We start from the raw sequence: 16,479 nt of genomic DNA on the forward strand, positions 1-16,479 counted from the left end.
TCGTCGCGCCCGGGTGCGCTCCTACAGCGGATGAGGATGTGGCTGATGCGCTGCCGGCAACGGCTGCCGAGCCGCATATGATGGGTGCCGCGATCACCTGTAGGAGCGGGCCTGCCCGCGATGGGGCATTACCGGGAAAGCCGCATCGCGCGCAAGCCCGCTCCTACGCGATTCATCGCCACGTGCGCCAGCACACGATGGTTGGTGTTGAAACCGTCGTGCCGGTCGCGATCATCTAATCCTTTTGGGTTAGTCTTCGACGACTTTGCGCTTGAGAGGGTGTGCGTTTCCGATGAACGAGTACCGCAGCAGTCTTGTGTTCGCTACCCCCGATCTTCCCTTGCGCGACGACGTGCGTCGGCTCGGCGCACTGGTGGGTGATCTGCTCGCCGAGCAGGTGTCTGCGGAATTCCTCGATGAAGTCGAACGCGTGCGCACCACGGCGATCTCGCGCCGCGAAAGCGATGCCCCGCCATCCACCTTGAGCGAACAACTCACCGGCCGCGAACCGCGTGAAGCCGAAGCGCTGGTGCGCGCCTTCAGCACCTATTTCCAGGTGGTCAACATCGCCGAGCGCGTGCATCGCATCCGCCGCCGCCGCGAATACCAGCGCAGCGGCACCGACACCCCGCAGCCCGATGGCCTGCACGATGCCATGCGCCGGCTCAAGGCGCAGGGCGTGACCCTGGAAGAGCTGAGCCAGTGGTTGCCACGCATCGATGTGGAGCCGGTGTTTACCGCGCACCCCACCGAGGCGGTGCGGCGCGCGCTGCTGGAAAAAGAACAGCTGATGGTCGCCAGCCTGGTCGACAACCTGGACGGCATGCGCACGCCCAACGAACGTGCCAGCGACGCGGCACGCTTCCGCATGGCCTTGACCGCCTCGTGGCAGACCGCCGATTCCTCGCCGGTGCGCCCCACCGTGGACGACGAGCGCGAGCATGTGGGCTTCTATCTCACCCAGGTGCTCTACCGCGTCATTCCGGTGATGTACGAAACCCTCGAACACGCCATCGAAGAAACCTACGGCAGTGTGCCGCCATTGCCGCGTCTGCTGCGCTTCGGCACCTGGGTGGGCGGCGACATGGATGGCAACCCGAACGTGGATGCCACCACCATTGCCGGCACCCTGGACGCGCAGCGCCGCGCGGTGCTGGACCGCTACCAGAAGGAACTCTGGCAACTGGCCAGCCTGCTCAGCCAGTCGACCACGCTGGTGCAGGTCAGCCCGGAACTCACTGCGCAACTGGAACGCTACCGCGCGCTGCTCCCCGAAGACGCCGCACGTTCGCGCCCGCGCCACGGCGACATGCCGTACCGCCTGCTCAACGACCTGATGCGCGCGCGCCTGCAGGCCACGCTGGACGATGCCGAGGGCGCCTATACCGCGCCATCCGAACTCGAAGACGACCTGCAATTGATCCTGGATAGCCTGCAGGCCAACAAGGGCCTGCATGCCGGTTGGTTCGCCGTGCGGCGTCTGTTGTGGCGCGTACGCAGTTTCGGTTTTCATCTGGCGCGGTTGGACGTGCGCCAGGAATCGAGCGTGCATGCGCGCGCGGTGGCCGATGCCCTGGGCCAGGCAGAGTGGGACGAACAGGACGCCAGGCAGCGCGCTGGCTTGCTCGGCCCGTACGCGTCCGGCGAACAGGCATTGCCGCGCGTGGCCGACGAAGGCAATGCGCGCCTGGACGCGGTGTTTGCCGCGCTCGCCGATGCGCGCACGCGCCACGGCGCCGATGCGTTGGGCAGCTACATCATTTCGATGGCGCACAACCGCGCTGACGTGCTCACCGTGCTCGCATTGGCGCGCCGCGGCGGGCTGGTCGACGACGCGGGCGCGGTGCCGCTGGACATCGTGCCGCTCTTCGAAACCGTGGACGACCTGCGTGGCGGCACCGGCACCGTGCAGGACCTGTTGGCCGACCCGGTGTATCGCCAGCATCTGGCCGCGCGCGGCGACACGCAGATGGTGATGCTGGGGTATTCGGACAGTGGCAAGGACGGCGGCATTGCGGCCTCGCGCTGGGGCCTGCAGCGCGCGCAGGTCGAGCTGCTGGAAGCGGCCGCCGAGCTGGGCGTGCGGCTGACGTTTTTCCACGGACGCGGTGGGTCGATCGCCCGCGGCGGCGGCAAGACCAGCCGCGCACTGGATGCCGCCCCACGCGGCAGCGTGGACGGCCGCCTGCGCGTCACCGAGCAGGGCGAGGTCATCCACCGCAAGTACGGCATCCGTGCATTGGCGCTGCGCTCGCTGGAACAGATGACCGGCGCGGTGTTGCTGTCCAGCCTGCGCCCGCGTGCGCCCGAGCCGCGCGAGGAGCGCTGGCGCCCGGTGATGGACCTGGTGGCCGAACGCAGCACCGTGGCCTATCGCGCCTTCGTCGGCGCCCCGGACTTCATGCAGTACTTCCGCCTGGCCACACCGATCGATGTGATCGAGCGCATGACGCTGGGCTCGCGTCCGTCGCGGCGGCTGGGCCAGGATGCGGCGTTGTCCAACCTGCGCGCGATTCCGTGGGTGTTTGCGTGGAGCCAGGCGCGTGCGGTGATCCCGGGGTGGTACGGCGTGGGCAGCGGCCTGCAGGCGGCAGTGGATGCCGGGCATGAAGACACCTTGCGCGAGATGGCGCAGGACTGGCCGTTCTTCCGCACCTTCCTGGACGACATCGCCATGGTGTTGTCCAAGGGCGATCTGAATATCGCCGAGTTGTTCTCGCGGCTGTCCGGTGATCTGCACGAGCGCTTTTTCCCGCAGATTCGCGACGAGCTGGCCCTGACCAAGGGCTGGGTCAAGGCGCTGCTGCAACAGCAATCGCTGTTGCAGCACGACCCGCGGCTGGCGTTGTCGATCCGCCTGCGCAACCCCTACATCGACCCGATCAGCGTGCTGCAGGTGGATCTGCTGCAACGCTGGCGCGCCACCGATGGCGAAGACGACGCGTTGCTGCGCGCGCTGGTGGCCTGCGTCAACGGCGTCTCGCAAGGCGTACAGAACACCGGCTGAGCCGGTTGGCGATTGGACCATCGGCTCCGATGGTCCACTCCGAAGACCCAAGCTGACGGTCCACTCCGACGGCCCACTCCGACGACCCACTCCGACGACCCACTCCGACGACCCACTCCGACGACCCACTCCGACGACCCACTCCGACCGTCGGTCGGGGAGGACGTCGATTGAGCAAGCGGACTCTGGCGTTACCGGACAAATCTGTCCGATAATGCCGGCATGATGACTTCCCGCCCTGATGCCGCGCTGCGCCGCCGGCAGATTCTCGATGCCGCCGACGAAGTGTTCAGCGAACACGGTGTCAATGCCCCCCTGGAACTGGTGGTGGAGCGCGCCGGCCTTGGCCGCGCCACCCTGTACCGCAATTTCCCGGACCGCGTGGCGCTGATGACCGCGCTGATGGCGCGCGGGCTCGATGGCCTGGAGCGGCTGGCCGCCGACCTGGCCGACCGCCCGGACGGGCTGGCCGTGCTGCTGCACGACGTGGCCGAACACATCGCCCAGTCCGCACCGCTGGTGGACTTCTGGCGCTCGATCGAGCGCGCGCACCCGGCGGTGGAAGCGGCCGACCGGCGCGTGGTGGCGATCTTCCTGCCCTTCGTGCACCGCGCCCGCAACGCCGGCCTGTGCCGGGCCGATGTCGACGACGAGCAGCTGCTCTTGGTGATCGACATGCTGGGCAGCTGCCTGCGCGGCAACGATGAAGCAGAACGCAAGCGGCTGGCCCACCGTTCGGCCGACCTGCTGATGCACGCGCTGGGCATGCAGGTGCCGGAGGGCGGCACGCGATGACACCGGCCACCCGCGCACGCATCGGCCGCTGGGCGTTGCGCACCGCGCTGGTGCTGGCCGCGTGCTGGGGCGGGCTGGCGATCTATTTCGCGCTCGGTGGCAATGCACTGGTACGCATCGGCTGGGTGGCCTCGTGGTGCGCGATGGCACTGGCCGCGCTGTGGGGCCTGCGGCGTGGCCGCGAGAACTGGGCGCTGGTGGGCATCTTCGCTGCCGCATTCGTGGTGCTGGCGGTGTCGTGGGGGTTCATGCAGCCCAGCCAGGACCGCGACTGGGCCGACGATGTCGCGCAGCGTCTGCAGCCGCAGGTGCAGGGCAACATCGTCACCCTGCGCAACGTGCGCAATTTCGACTGGCACAGCGAAACCCGCTACGTGCCGCGCTGGGAAACCCGCCAGTACGATCTGGACCATCTGGTCAGCGCCGATCTGGCGTTGTCGTACTGGATGGGCCCGGCGATCGCGCACACGCTGGTGTCGTTCGGCTTCGACGATGGCTCGCATGTGGTGTTCTCGCTGGAAATCCGCAAGGAGCGCCACGAGTCGTTCTCGGCGCTGGGCGGGTTTTTCCGCAGTTTCGAAGAAACCCTGGTGGCCGCCGACGAGCACGACATCCTGCGCGTGCGCACCAATGTGCGCGGCGAGGACATGTACCTGTATCGCCTGGCCATTCCCAAGGCCGGGTTGCGTCGCATGTTCATGGGGTATGTGGAGCTGGCCAACCAGCTGGATCGCGCGCCGGCCTTCTACAACACGCTCACCAGCAACTGCACCACCATTGTGTTCGCGCTGGTGCGGCAATTGCAGCCCACGCTACCGCTGGATCACCGCCTGCTGCTGTCCGGCTATGTCGACGAATACGCCTACGACCATCACGGCCTGATGCCCGGGTACGACTTTGCCACCTTGAAGCAGCGCGGGCATTTCACCGCGCGTGCGATCGCCGCCGACAAGGCGAGCGATTTCTCCGAGCGCATCCGTGCCGGCATGCCGCAGGTGCCGGCGCCCGGCACCTCGGCGAGTGCGAAGCAGTGATGCCGCGCAGGCCATGGTGGCGGGCCACGACCGTGCTGGTGGCGGTGGTGATGAGTGGGTGGTTGAGCGGCTGCGCCATGGTCACGGTGCAGTCGCGCAACAGCGGCGATTACGTCGCGCAGACCCGCGGCGATGTGCTCAGCACCGGCGCGCTCAGCCAGGCCGGTAGCGAAACCCTGCAGGTGGCCGGACTGCAGCCCAAGGCCTGCCGCACGCAGCCGCTGCCCTGCCTGCAGCACCTGACCACGGTGGCAGGCATCGGCGAAGAGCGTCGCCTGGCCACCCAGGCCGAGCTCTGGACCGCGCGTGCAATCGACCTGGGCGGACGCAATCCGGCGCAGATGAGCGACGTGGCCACCGATGCCTGGCTGGAGGCGGCGCGGCATGCGTATGCCTACCTGTTTTTCACTGCGCGCGCGCCCAGTGCGCGTGCGTTTGAAAACCGCCAGACGCAGGTGCGCGACTACTACAACTATGCCGTGCAGCAGGTGGTCGAGCGCCTGTTTGCGCGCTCCAAGCAGGCCGGCGACACCACCCCGGCGCCCACCGCGGTCGGCCGCTGGCAGGTGGTGGTCGACATGTCGGCCTACCGGCTTCCCGGTGGTGGCAATACCCCGCGCGCCATCTTTGCCGCCTCGGCATTGCGCTTCAACGGATTGCGCAGCACCTATCGGCGCGACGGTTTCGGTGCCGAGCTGGTGGCCGAAGTGGACCCGCAACTGGTCGGCGATCCGGCGGGGCTGGCGGTCCAGCAAGCCATCGCCCCGAGTACCGCGCCCGAGCGCCCGCTGCCGACCTTCAGCGAGATGCCGTACGCACCGGCGACGCTGTTGCTGCGCTTCGATGGCGACACGCTCGCAGCGGTGCTGGAGACCGATCTGGTGACCCTGGTGCCGTACGACCCGTACCGCCAGAACGAGGTGGTGTTGCATGGGCAGCGCGTGCCGTTGGCGGCCAACTTCACCGCCGCCTACGGGCTGTGGCTGGCCAAATCGGGGTTTGCGGCGCAGTCGCTGCGCTCGATGCTGGGCAGTGCGCGCGGCATCGAGCGCCCGCATCTGTATCTGATGCAGCCGTACGACCCCGATCGTCGCGTGCTGCTGATGCTGCACGGGCTGGCCAGCAGCCCAGAGGCCTGGGTCAACGTGGCCAACGAAGTGATGGGCGATGAAACGCTGCGTCAGCGTTACCAGATCTGGCAGGTGTACTACCCGACCAATGCGCCCATCGCGGTCAATCGCGCGGAAATCCAGTCGTTGGTGGAACGCAGCCTGCGCCACTTCGACCCGGCGGGCAGCGCCGTCGCCTCGCACGACATGGTCCTGATCGGCCACAGCATGGGCGGAGTGATCGGACGGCTGCTGGTGTCCTCGTCCGGCGAACAGCTGTGGGACGCGCTGCTGCGGGATTACCGGCTGGACGGCGAGCGCGGCGCCCGCGTGCGCGCGAAGCTGTCGCCGTTGCTGCATTTTTCGCCGATGCCGCAGATCGACCGCGCGATTTTTATCGCCGCGCCACATCGTGGCACGCCACTAGCCGAAGGCGGGTTGGGGCGCTTCGTCGGGCGCCTGGTGCGGTTGCCGATTGCGTTGCTGGACCGGTTTGGCGATGTACTGCAGGACCTCGCCAACAGCGAACGTGAGGGCCGCGGTGGCCAGTCCCGGCGCAAGGGCCGCCTGCTGCCGCCGACCAGCATCGACAACCTGCGCGATACCGACCCGTTCGTGCGCGCCACGATGGATCTGCCGATCTCACCGCAGGTGCAGTACCACACCATCGTCGGCCGCGAAAAACCGCAGGTGCCGCTGGCCGACTCCGACGACGGGTTGGTGCCGTATCGCAGCGCGCATCTGGATGGCGCCGCCTCCGAACTGGTGGTGACCTCCTGGCACAGCGTGCAGGAAACGCCGCAGGCGATTCTGGAGATCCGCCGCATTCTGCACGCGCAGTTGCAGGCCGAAGCGGCAGGAAGTACGGCGGCCGCAGGGCACGGCGCAAGTACGTCCCCGTAAGCTTCATGGCGGCATCCATGCCGCCAAGGGTCCCGGGACGCTGGGAGGGCAAGGGCCAGTGGAGATGGTCGGTGCGCAGAGTTTTCAACCAGCAACCGACAACCTGCGCGATGCAGCATTTCCGTTTTTCAACAGAACCACCAGCCAACTGTCTGGCGTGGTGTCCTCGCCGATTGCGGGACCGTTGACGGCATGGATGCCGCCAACGAGCCTCTACGACGGATTCACGGCGTGTCCCGCGAGCGGTGAGGGCACCGCGCCCTCGACAGACTTGAAGATAGCCAAGCGATCGCGAGACGCACGATGCAGTCGTCGCTACCTGATTGCTCAATTCTGGAAGATCAGGCGGAGAGCGGATCATCTGCGCCGTTGCTGCAGGTCCCTTGCCCGCCCACCATCGCGGGACACGCTGCAAGTACGTCCATGTAGCTCCGTGGCGGCATCCATGCCGCCAAGGGTCCCGCGACGGTGGGCGGGCAAGGACCAGTCAAGTTGGCTGGTTCGCAAAGTTCTCAACGAGCAACGGCAAGCCGCGACACGCTGTCTTGATTCTTCAACAAAACCACCAGCCATCTGTCTGGCGTGGTGTCCTCGCCGATTGCGGGACCGTGTGGCGGCATGGATGCCGCCATCGAGCCTCTACGACGGATTCACGGCGTGTCCCGCAAGCGGTGAGGGCGCCGCGCCCTCGACCCACTCGGCATCTGGCCTGGACGTCTGACGGCATCGCCAAGACGTGGCCCGAAAATCACTGCACGCACGCAAATACATACGCACACACACGCACGCCTGGCGGACGGACGGACGCGCGGCAGGTCTGTCAGCCGCTCTTAGCGCGGTGTTGACCAGGCTCGTGCTATCAGGCGGTTCCCTCGAACTCGCTCGAACCAAGGAAGACGCGATGCGCAAGACGTTGTCGGCAGTGATTTGGGTTCCCTTGCTATTGGCGGCTTGCAGCCGTGGCGAAGGTCAGAAGGCTGCGGCAGACGTTGCAGGCACAAGGCCGCAGGCAACGCAGACCGCAACGCCTGCCACCGATGCGCCACCCGCGACCGATGCGGCAGTGCCCGAATTTCCGGCCATCCCGATGATCGTGGTCCCCGACATCGTCGGCGTGACCCCGGCGCAGCGCGCACTGGAAGCCTCGTTGCAGGACGTGCTCGACCCGATTGAAGGCGTCAGCGTGGCGCCCGCGCGTTGTGGCGATGGCGGCACGTTGATCACCGATGCAGGCATCACCAGCGTCGATGCCCATGGCAACCTGCTGCGTAACGGCGATGGTGGTTTGTTCGATCTCAAGGCCGACGGCAGTGGCACCGCCAACTTCGACGGTGGCTTGATCAGCATCAACGCCGATGGCAGCGGCACCATCAACGGCACCGGCCAGAACGGCGACGATGCGCTCATCGATGTGCAGTCCACTGGCGGCGGCACCTACAACGGCCCGGCTGGTTTGATCAGCCTGGACGGCAAGGGTGCCGGCACCTGGAACAGCAGCAAGAGCGGCCTGATCGACAATCGCGGCGATGGCAGCGGCACCTGGAACGGTCCGCGCGGACTGGTGACCATCAACGCCGATGGGTCGGGTACCTGGAACGGGCCCGAGGGTCTGGTGCAGAACCACGGCGACGGCACCGGCACGGTGGGCACGCCTCCCCGCGAGGTGCGCATGCCGCCGCTGCCCAAGGTGCCGCCGGCCGGCCGCTTCCCGCCGCTGCAGAAGTTCGCCCCGCCCGGTGCGCCCTGCGGTTATTTGATCACTTTGAACGACCGCATCCTGTTCGACTTCGACAAGTCCGACATCCGTCCCGATGCGGCACGCGTGCTCGATACCCTGGCCGCTGCGCTCGGCAAGGTGACAGCACAGGACATGCAGGTGCGCGGGCATACCGACAGCAAGGGCGAGGACGCCTACAACCAGGCCCTGTCCGAGCGCCGCGCCAACGCCGTGCTGGCCGCGCTGCGTACGCGCGGTACCGCCCAGACGGCCGGTGCGAAGGGCTATGGCGAATCGCAGCCGGTGGCACCCAACACCCTCAACGGGCAAGACAATCCCGGCGGACGGCAGCTCAATCGGCGCGTGGAGATCTTTCTGCGGACGTGAGTGCGGCCCGCTGCCCACGGCATGGATGGCGGTGCATGGTCACGCTCTTTGGATGGCGAGTAATGGATGGCGAAACAGGCTGCGGGGGCCGTAGCGCGAGTGCCCGCACTGCGATCCGAGTGGAAATGTCCGCGACCGCACCGCGGCCCTCGTCTGCGCAGCCCGGCTGCCATTCCAGCTGCGTACTCGCGCAACTGTGCCGAGGTGCGCGCCTGAGGCATGCAGATTTCGGGTCTTGCCCGGGCGTCACCGGGGTGAAACAACCCATCCCCATCATGCGCCGCGCCTGCCTGCAGGCGTGGTGCAGGGCTGCTGCATCGCTTTTCCGCTTGTGCCGTCGCACTGTCGGGATGTCCGACGGTGTTGCAGCCCGGCTGTGCTCTGGATGACGGAATGTACGCTCGTTGTTGGTTGCTGCACTGCTTACGAAGCTGCTCAGAGGACATGCAGACGATATGGGCTGCCGTCGTCGGCAGGCGCCGGCGCAGCAGGATCGCCGCGCGCGAAGTCGGTGATGTAGGGCAGGGTGCCGGGCCGCAGGGGGCGTGCGCCGGCAAGCGGGAATTGCCGCGGTCCGCAGCGGATCGATGCAGCGGGCGCGATGCGATGGGGATCGCTTGGCGCCCGCCGCACTCCACGGGGCACCCTGCGCCGCCGGCAAGCAGCGCAACGCATGACGCGCGCATGCCGCGTATCGGTATGCCATCGATGTTCGTCGCAAGCGCGCTGTGGACGTCGTTGGCCGCCACGTTGTTGAGCGGCTGCGCAGCATCGGAACCGCATGCACCGCTGCCGTCGTCGGATGCGCGCACGCAAGGCAGCGCCGCCGCAGCGGGACCATCACCCGCTACAGCCACGGCCCACCTCGAGCGCGTGGTGGTGATCTTCCGGCACGGCGTGCGTGCGCCGCTACAGGGCGAAGCAGCGGCGGCACGCTATGCCGACCAGCCCTGGCCGCAGTGGTCCACCCCGGCCAGCCTGCTGACCCCGCGGGGTCGCACGGCAGTGCGCTTGAGCGGGGAGTATCTGCGTCAGTGGCTGGCGGCGCAGGGGCTGCTGCCGCATGCCGGCTGCCCGTCGCCGGGCAGCGTGTCGGTCTGGGCCAACACCGATCAACGCACCATCGACAGTGGCGCGCTGCTGGCCGACGCACTGGCACCCGGCTGCGGCCTGGTCGCCGGCCACCGCGAGGCAGGCAGCGACGACCCGCTGTTCCGGCCGATCGAAGCCGGCGCGGTGGCATTCGACGCGGCCGCTGCCGTGGCATCGATCCAGCGGCAGACCGGCGGCCCGGCCGCCTTGCTGGTAGGCCACGCGGCCGAACTGCAGGCGATGCAGCAGATTCTGGGCTGCCGCCGCACGCCCTGCGATTTTGCGCGCATGCCCTCCACGCTGGCGCCCTCGGCCAATGGGCGGGGCCTGGCCCTGGGCGGGCCGATCGACCTGACCTCCGGCACCGGCGAAGTGCTGTTGCTGCAGTATGCGGATGGCCTGCCGCTGGCGCAGGTCGGCTGGGGCCGCGCCACACCCGAGCGTCTGGCACAGGTGTCGCGATTGCATGCATTGCTGTTCGATCTCTATGCACGCCCGCACTACATGGCGCAGCGTTCGGGCGCCCCGTTGGCGCGCGCGGTGCTGCAACGGTTCGGAAATGCGCAGGCGCCGAAGGTGTCGCTGTTCGTCGGCAGCGACACGCATATCGCCGCGCTGAGCAGTCTGCTGGGCGTGCACTTTCACTTGCCCGGCTACGGCGCCGACGACCCGCCACCGGGCGGCGCGTTGCTGCTCGGCCTGTGGCGTGCGCCAGACGGCACCCAGGTGGTGCGCGCACGTTACCTGGCGCAATCGCTGGATCAACTGCGCACGCTCGCGCCGCTGGATCTGGACCACCCGCCGCTGCAGCAGGAACTGTCGCTGGGCTTGTGCGCTCCGGAGCAACGCATGGCCTGCCCATTGGCGGATTTTGCTACGGCGCTGGAGCAGCAGTTGCAGCTCGATCGGTAGCAACAAGTTCGCGACAACAGTCCTACGATGGTTTGCATGGCATGTGACTTCGACCCGTACCCTCACCCCAACCCCTCTCCCGCAGGAGAGGGGCTTGAGCAGACTGCTGGCGTCGTTGTCCCTTCTCCCGCAAGGCGGGAGAAGGTGCTCCGTAGGAGCGGATGAGGGTACGTGCGCAGCCACGTGCTATTCGGCAGGTGAGTGGCTTCGCCCCGTACCCTCACCCCAACCCCTCTCTCGCAGGGAGAGGGGCTTGAGCAGACTGCTGGCATCGTTGTCCCTTCTCCCGCAAGGCGGGAGAAGGTGCTCCGTAGGAGCGGATGAGGGTGTGTGCGCAGCCAGGCGCTATTCGGCGGGGAGTGGCTTCGCCCGTACCCTCACCCCAACCCCTCTCCCGCAGGGAGAGAGGCTTGAGCAGACTGCCGGCGTCGTTGTCCTTTCTCCCGCAAGGCGGGAGAAGGTGCTCCGTAGGAGCGGATGAGGGTGTGTGCGCAGCCAGGTGCTATTGGGCAGGTGAGTGGCTTCGCCCGTACCCTCATCCCAACCCCTCTCTGCGCCCCGGCCCGCGCTTGCGGCGCGGGCGCTCCAAGGCACACGCGCCGGTGGCGCGTAAGCCGTGCCTTCTCGCCCCGCGGGGAGAGGGGCTCCATCTCGTCACGCCCGTCCGCGTGCGGGTCTGCCATAAGCCGACGCCTTCGCAACTTGCCATGTATTGAAGTTGGGCAACCCACCGACAGACCCCCAAAACGCAACCGGGCCGCATCAGCGGCCCGGTCGTCACGCATCGCGCTCGCTCCCGCAGGAGCGGCGTGATTATTTCAGTTTGGCGTCGGCACGCAGGGCGTCGGCGCGGTCGGTCTTTTCCCACGAGAACGAGGTGGCGGAATGCTGCACGCCGGCACCGTCGGTGTAGGTGAAGTCCTTCGGCTTGCGGCCGAAGTGGCCGTAAGAGGCGGTCTGCTGGTACATCGGGTGGATCAGGTCGAGCATCTGGATGATGCCGAACGGACGCAGGTCGAAATGCTTGCGGATCAGCTTTTCGATCTGCTCGTCGGCGATCTTGCCGGTGCCGAAGGTGGTGACCGAAATCGAGGTCGGCTCGGCCACGCCGATGGCGTAGGACACCTGCACTTCGCAACGGTCGGCCAGACCCGCGGCCACCACGTTCTTGGCCACGTAGCGCGCCGCATAGGCAGCCGAACGGTCGACCTTGGACGGATCCTTGCCCGAGAACGCGCCGCCGCCGTGACGGGCCCAGCCGCCGTAGGTGTCGACGATGATCTTGCGACCGGTCAGGCCGCAGTCGCCCACGGGGCCACCGATCACGAACTTGCCGGTCGGGTTGATGTGGAACTTGGTGCCCTTGTGCAGCCACTTGGCCGGCAGCACCGGCTTGAGGATTTCCTCACGCACGGCTTCGATCAGGTCTTTCTGCTTGATGCCCGGGTCGTGCTGGGTCGACAGCACCACCGCATCGATCGCGGTCGCCGCGCCGTCTTCATAGCGCAGGGTGACCTGCGACTTGGCATCCGGACGCAGCCAGGCCAGCGCCGAGTTCTTCTTCTTGCGGATCTTGGCCTGCTGCTCGACCAGACGGTGCGACAGGTGGATGGCCGCCGGCATGAAGCTGTCGGTTTCGTTGGTGGCATAGCCGAACATCAGGCCCTGGTCGCCGGCACCCTGTTCTTCGGGCTTCTTGCGGTCCACGCCCTGGTTGATGTCCGGCGACTGCTTGCCGATCAGGTTGAGCACGCCACAGGTCTCGCCGTCGAAGCCGACGTCGGAGCTGTTGTAGCCGATGTCCAGGATCACCTTGCGGGTCAGCGCTTCCAGATCGATCCAGGCGCTGGTGGTCACTTCGCCGGCGACGATCGCAACGCCCGTCTTGACCAGCGTCTCGCACGCCACGCGGGCACGCTTGTCCTGGGCCAGGATGGCATCCAGCACGGCGTCGGAGATCTGGTCGGCGATCTTGTCCGGATGGCCTTCGGAGACCGATTCGGAGGTGAACAGGTAGCTGGACATCAGGCTTATATCCCTTAATTCGGATGAAAAGATGGGTGCGGATGATACACGCCCCGTGTGTCGGTTGCATTGTGCGCCTGAACGCGATGCCGTGGGGTTAAGCCGATGTCGGTGGGCGCGGCGCGTCCGGCGCAGGAGCCGGCGCATCCACAGCTCCGCGCCGACGAAACGTGGCAGTGGATATTCCCATGCGTGCATGTCGGGCCTGCTAGCATCGGCCGATGGATTCATTGACCCAGATCGTTCTTGGCGGCGCCATCGCCGCTGCCATCGCGCCGCCCGGACAGCGGCGCGCTGCCTTGTTGGCCGGCGCAGCACTGGGCACCTTGCCCGACCTCGACTCGCTGGCGTTGCTGCCGCTGACCGACGACCCGGTCACCCTGATGACCGTGCACCGCAGCGCCAGCCATTCGTTGTTCGTGCTGCCGTTGGTGGGCTGGCTGATCTGGTGGCTGTTCCGGCGCTACGGTAACGGGCGCGTGGCCAGTGCACCCACGCGCTGGTTCTGGGCGATCCAGCTGGCGCTGATCACCCATCCGCTGCTGGATGCCTTTACCGTCTACGGCACCCAGCTGTGGTGGCCGCTGCAGCCGCATCCGGCCATGTGGTCGAGCGTCTTCATCATCGACCCGGCGTACACGCTGTGGCTGTTGCTGGCCTGTGCGGTGGCCTGGTTCGCGCGTGCGCGCCCGCTGGCGCAGCGCGCGCTGGTGATCGGGCTGGTGGCGAGCAGCGCGTACCTGGGCTGGTCGCTGCTGGCCAAGCACCTGGTCGACCAGCAGGCCGATCGCGCGCTGGCGGCGATGGGGCTGGCCGACGCGCCACGCTTCTCGGTGCCCATGCCGTTCAACACCTTGCTGTGGCGCGTGGTGGCGATGACGCCCAACGGCTATGTCATTGGCGAGCGTTCGCTGGTGGCCGACAGCGGCCCGATGCAGTTCCGCGGGTTCTCCAGCAATACCCAGGCACTGGGCGAAGTGGCCCGGTTCGATTCGGTACGCAGGCTGACCTGGTTCAATCGCGGCTTCATGCGCGCACGCCTGGTCGATGACGACCTGATGCTCAGCGACCTGCGCATGGGCCTGGAGCCGGACTACAACTTCAATTTCGTCGTGGCCCATCGCGAGGACGGACAGTGGCAGCCGATCGTGCCGCGGCAGGTGCAGGCGGCGTATCGCGCACCGGTGGCCCGCGACCAGATCGGTGCGGTGCTGGCACAAATGTGGCGCCGCATCTGGCAGGCGCCAAGCGGCACGACGTTGACCGGCGACCTGGACACGGCCGGGACACCGGCCGCCGCATCCGCTCCGAACGCTCAATAGACCGTGGCGCGGGCCTGCACGAACGAGTAGAAGAACACCGCATTCGGGTCGCTTTGCACCTGCGCCAGTTCGCCGCGCATGCCCTCCACGGTGTCTGCGTCGACGGCGCCGGCCTGCAGTAGCTGATCGGCCGCCGACAGCAGCACTTCTTCCCAGAACCCGATCATGGTCTTGCGCCGGCCGGGCTCGCGGTTGTCCAGATGCAGGGTCTTGATCTGCGTGTGCACATCGCGGAAGCCGCCGGCCAGCAGCAGGTTTCCCAGCTTGGCACCGACGAACGGGTCGCCGCCCTGGTCATGCTGGAAGTCGTTGAACGCCATCCAGTAGCGCCACAGGTTGGGCGAGTACGGGTGCAGCAGGAACGAGGCATTCATCACCTCGGTCACGTAGACCGGCACGCCGGGCAACAGTACGCGCCGCACTTCGTTGAGTACGCGCGCCGGCGAGGGTACGTGTTCGAGCACCCAGCACAGGAAGGCCGCATCGAACTGGCGCGCCTCGAATGGCAGGTCGCCCGCATCGGCCTGCTGCAGCGTGTAGCGCTCGCGGCACCACGCCAACCGTTCGAGATTGGCCCGCGCCGCGCCCAGCTGCGCCTCGCTCAGGTCCACGCCGGTGACGTGCAGGTCGGGAAACCGGCGCAGCAGGATCTCGGTCTGCGCGCCGACCCCGCTGCCCACTTCCAGCAGGCGCCGCGCGCCGCTGTAGTCGACCTCGTTGAACAGGGTCGTTTCCAGCAGCCGGGCCTGTTTGAGCAGGCGCGCCTGTTCGGTGGCAGAAAATCCGTGCAGGTAGGTCGGGGAGTCGTGCGGTGCGCTCATGTGTGCAGCTCCAGCAATGCAGGAAAACTCAGGCAGCGTCCGACAATTCGGGCGCCACGCCGGCAATCAAGGCATCGAAGTAGGCGCGCGTCAGCGCCAGTTGTGCCTCCGGCGTCTCGGCGCGATTGACCACCGCGCGGAAGTCGGCGCTTTGCGGGTGATCCTTCGCATACCAGCCCAGGTGCTTGCGGGCGATGCGCACGCCCTGCGGCTGGCCGTAGAACGCGTGCAAGGCCTCCAGATGCCCCAGCAGCGTGTCGCGCACGAATGCCAGCGACGGCGGCGGCAACAGCTCGCCAGTAGCCAGATAGTGCGCCACCTCGCCGAAAATCCAGGGGCGGCCCTGCGCGGCGCGGCCGATCATCACCGCATCCACGCCGGTCTCGCGCAGCACCTGCGCGGCCTTCTGCGGCGAATCGATATCGCCGTTGGCGATCACCGGGATCTGCAGCGCTGCCTTGATCTGCGCGATCGTCGCGTACTCGGCGCTGCCGGTGTAATGCTGGTCGCGGGTACGCCCGTGCACGGCGAGCGCGGCAATGCCACAGTCCTGCGCGATGCGGGCGATGGTGGGGCCGTTGCGATGGTCGCAATCCCAGCCGGTGCGGATCTTCAAGGTCACCGGCACATCCACCGCCTGCACCACCGCGCGCAGGATGCGCGCCACGAGCGCCTCATCACGCATCAATGCCGAGCCGGCCCAGGCATTGCACACCTTCTTGGCCGGGCAGCCCATGTTGATGTCGATCAGCTGCGCACCGTGGTCCACGTTGTAGCGCGCCGCTTCGGCCAGTTGCTGCGGCTCGGTGCCGGCGATCTGCACGCTGATCGGGTCCGGTTCGCCGGCATGATCCATGCGGTGCAGCGATTTGCGCGTGCCCCAGAAGCGTGAGTCGGAAATGGTCATCTCCGACACCGCCAGCCCGGCGCCAAGCCGCTTGCACAGCAAGCGGAACGGCTTGTCGGTGACGCCGGCCATGGGCGCGAGAATCACCTTGGGGGCGATGGAGTAGGGGCCGATCTGCATGGGGGCATTGTAGCTGGGTGGGGAATGGGGAATGGGGAATCGGGAATCGGGAATCGGGAAAGCGCTTCCGGCCTTCGGTCCTGCGCGATTGCTGTGTGGGGCGCGCGACCAGATAGAACGAGGGCAGCGAACCTGTTGGCTGACCGTACCCTCACCCCAACCCCTCTTCCGCGGGGAGAGGGGCTTCTATTCCTTCTCCGCCTCGTGGGTAGAAGAGCAGCTTCTTTCCTTCTCCACTTGGGAGTGGGAGCAGCTTCTATTTCCTTCTCCCGTCGGGAGAAGGTGGCGCGTCAGCGCCGGATGAGGGTACGGGCGCCCGACGCTGCAT

The 16,479-nt window shown here is 67.3% G+C and carries 11 protein-coding genes; 8 read left to right on the forward strand and 3 right to left on the reverse strand.

The genetic code is table 11. The features are described from left to right. The first annotated feature begins 38 nt into the window (after positions 1-38). From RZV17_RS04260 to RZV17_RS04290, 7 genes are all read left to right on the forward strand, one after another. A complete protein-coding gene (locus tag RZV17_RS04260; protein ID WP_355607496.1) occupies positions 39-239 on the forward strand; it encodes a hypothetical protein in 201 nt (66 codons plus the stop codon). A gap of 53 nt (positions 240-292) precedes the next feature. Next, positions 293-3,007: a phosphoenolpyruvate carboxylase gene (gene ppc / locus RZV17_RS04265; RefSeq protein WP_355607499.1), complete on the forward strand. Its 2,715-nt coding sequence runs from the start codon at positions 293-295 to the stop codon at positions 3,005-3,007. A 222-nt stretch (positions 3,008-3,229) separates the two neighbouring features. Continuing rightward, the gene (locus RZV17_RS04270; RefSeq protein ID WP_355607502.1) at positions 3,230-3,802 is read left to right on the forward strand and encodes a helix-turn-helix domain-containing protein; all 573 of its coding nucleotides are present in this window, start codon (positions 3,230-3,232) and stop codon (positions 3,800-3,802) included. Beyond that, on the forward strand, positions 3,799-4,836 hold the full coding sequence (locus RZV17_RS04275) for a DUF4105 domain-containing protein (protein WP_355607505.1): 1,038 nt from the start codon (positions 3,799-3,801) through the stop codon (positions 4,834-4,836). The genes RZV17_RS04270 and RZV17_RS04275 overlap by 4 nt, the downstream gene beginning before the upstream one ends. Beyond that, positions 4,836-6,848, forward strand: coding sequence for an alpha/beta hydrolase (locus tag RZV17_RS04280; RefSeq protein ID WP_355607508.1), 2,013 nt, complete (start codon positions 4,836-4,838; stop codon positions 6,846-6,848). Before RZV17_RS04275 ends, RZV17_RS04280 begins: the two co-directional genes overlap by 1 nt. An 838-nt stretch (positions 6,849-7,686) precedes the next feature. Next, positions 7,687-8,952, forward strand: a complete 1,266-nt coding sequence (locus RZV17_RS04285) for an OmpA family protein (protein ID WP_355607511.1) — start codon at positions 7,687-7,689, stop codon at positions 8,950-8,952. A 699-nt stretch (positions 8,953-9,651) separates the two neighbouring features. Further along, positions 9,652-10,956, forward strand: a complete 1,305-nt coding sequence (locus tag RZV17_RS04290) for a histidine-type phosphatase (RefSeq protein ID WP_355609177.1) — start codon at positions 9,652-9,654, stop codon at positions 10,954-10,956. A gap of 813 nt (positions 10,957-11,769) precedes the next feature. Here RZV17_RS04290 and metK read toward each other — a convergent pair. Continuing rightward, positions 11,770-12,981, reverse strand: coding sequence for a methionine adenosyltransferase (gene metK, locus RZV17_RS04295; RefSeq protein ID WP_047694400.1), 1,212 nt, complete (start codon positions 12,979-12,981; stop codon positions 11,770-11,772). 221 nt (positions 12,982-13,202) lie between these two features. Between metK and RZV17_RS04300 the strand changes: the two genes are divergently transcribed. Further along, the gene (locus tag RZV17_RS04300) at positions 13,203-14,303 is read left to right on the forward strand and encodes a metal-dependent hydrolase (protein WP_355607514.1); all 1,101 of its coding nucleotides are present in this window, start codon (positions 13,203-13,205) and stop codon (positions 14,301-14,303) included. On the opposite strand, the gene RZV17_RS04305 is transcribed toward RZV17_RS04300, so the two are convergent. Together RZV17_RS04305 and dusB are read right to left on the reverse strand one after the other, a co-directional pair. After that, positions 14,297-15,124 carry a methyltransferase domain-containing protein gene (locus RZV17_RS04305; protein WP_355607517.1) on the reverse strand — a complete coding sequence of 276 codons (828 nt, stop codon included), beginning with the start codon at positions 15,122-15,124 and terminating at the stop codon, positions 14,297-14,299. The genes RZV17_RS04300 and RZV17_RS04305 overlap by 7 nt on opposite strands. Positions 15,125-15,152: 28 nt before the next feature. Next, complete coding sequence (gene dusB / locus RZV17_RS04310) at positions 15,153-16,151, reverse strand: tRNA dihydrouridine synthase DusB (RefSeq protein ID WP_166743927.1); 999 nt, start codon at positions 16,149-16,151, stop codon at positions 15,153-15,155. Between the last annotated feature and the right edge of the window lie 328 nt (positions 16,152-16,479).

The organism is Xanthomonas cannabis, from assembly GCF_040616535.1.
GTDB classification, from domain to species: Bacteria; Pseudomonadota; Gammaproteobacteria; order Xanthomonadales; family Xanthomonadaceae; genus Xanthomonas; species Xanthomonas cannabis.

What these genes read in the sequence shown, in the direction of transcription:
- ppc (WP_355607499.1), top strand. Translation starts at nt 293, where the DNA reads ATGAACGAGTACCGCAGCAGTCTTGTGTTCGCTACCCCCGATCTTCCC.
- RZV17_RS04270 (WP_355607502.1), top strand. Translation starts at nt 3,230, where the DNA reads ATGATGACTTCCCGCCCTGATGCCGCGCTGCGCCGCCGGCAGATTCTC.
- RZV17_RS04275 (WP_355607505.1), top strand. Translation starts at nt 3,799, where the DNA reads ATGACACCGGCCACCCGCGCACGCATCGGCCGCTGGGCGTTGCGCACC.
- RZV17_RS04280 (WP_355607508.1), top strand. Translation starts at nt 4,836, where the DNA reads ATGCCGCGCAGGCCATGGTGGCGGGCCACGACCGTGCTGGTGGCGGTG.
- RZV17_RS04290 (WP_355609177.1), top strand. Translation starts at nt 9,652, where the DNA reads ATGCCATCGATGTTCGTCGCAAGCGCGCTGTGGACGTCGTTGGCCGCC.
- metK (WP_047694400.1), bottom strand. Translation starts at nt 12,981, where the DNA reads ATGTCCAGCTACCTGTTCACCTCCGAATCGGTCTCCGAAGGCCATCCG.
- RZV17_RS04300 (WP_355607514.1), top strand. Translation starts at nt 13,203, where the DNA reads ATGGATTCATTGACCCAGATCGTTCTTGGCGGCGCCATCGCCGCTGCC.
- RZV17_RS04305 (WP_355607517.1), bottom strand. Translation starts at nt 15,124, where the DNA reads ATGAGCGCACCGCACGACTCCCCGACCTACCTGCACGGATTTTCTGCC.
- dusB (WP_166743927.1), bottom strand. Translation starts at nt 16,151, where the DNA reads ATGCAGATCGGCCCCTACTCCATCGCCCCCAAGGTGATTCTCGCGCCC.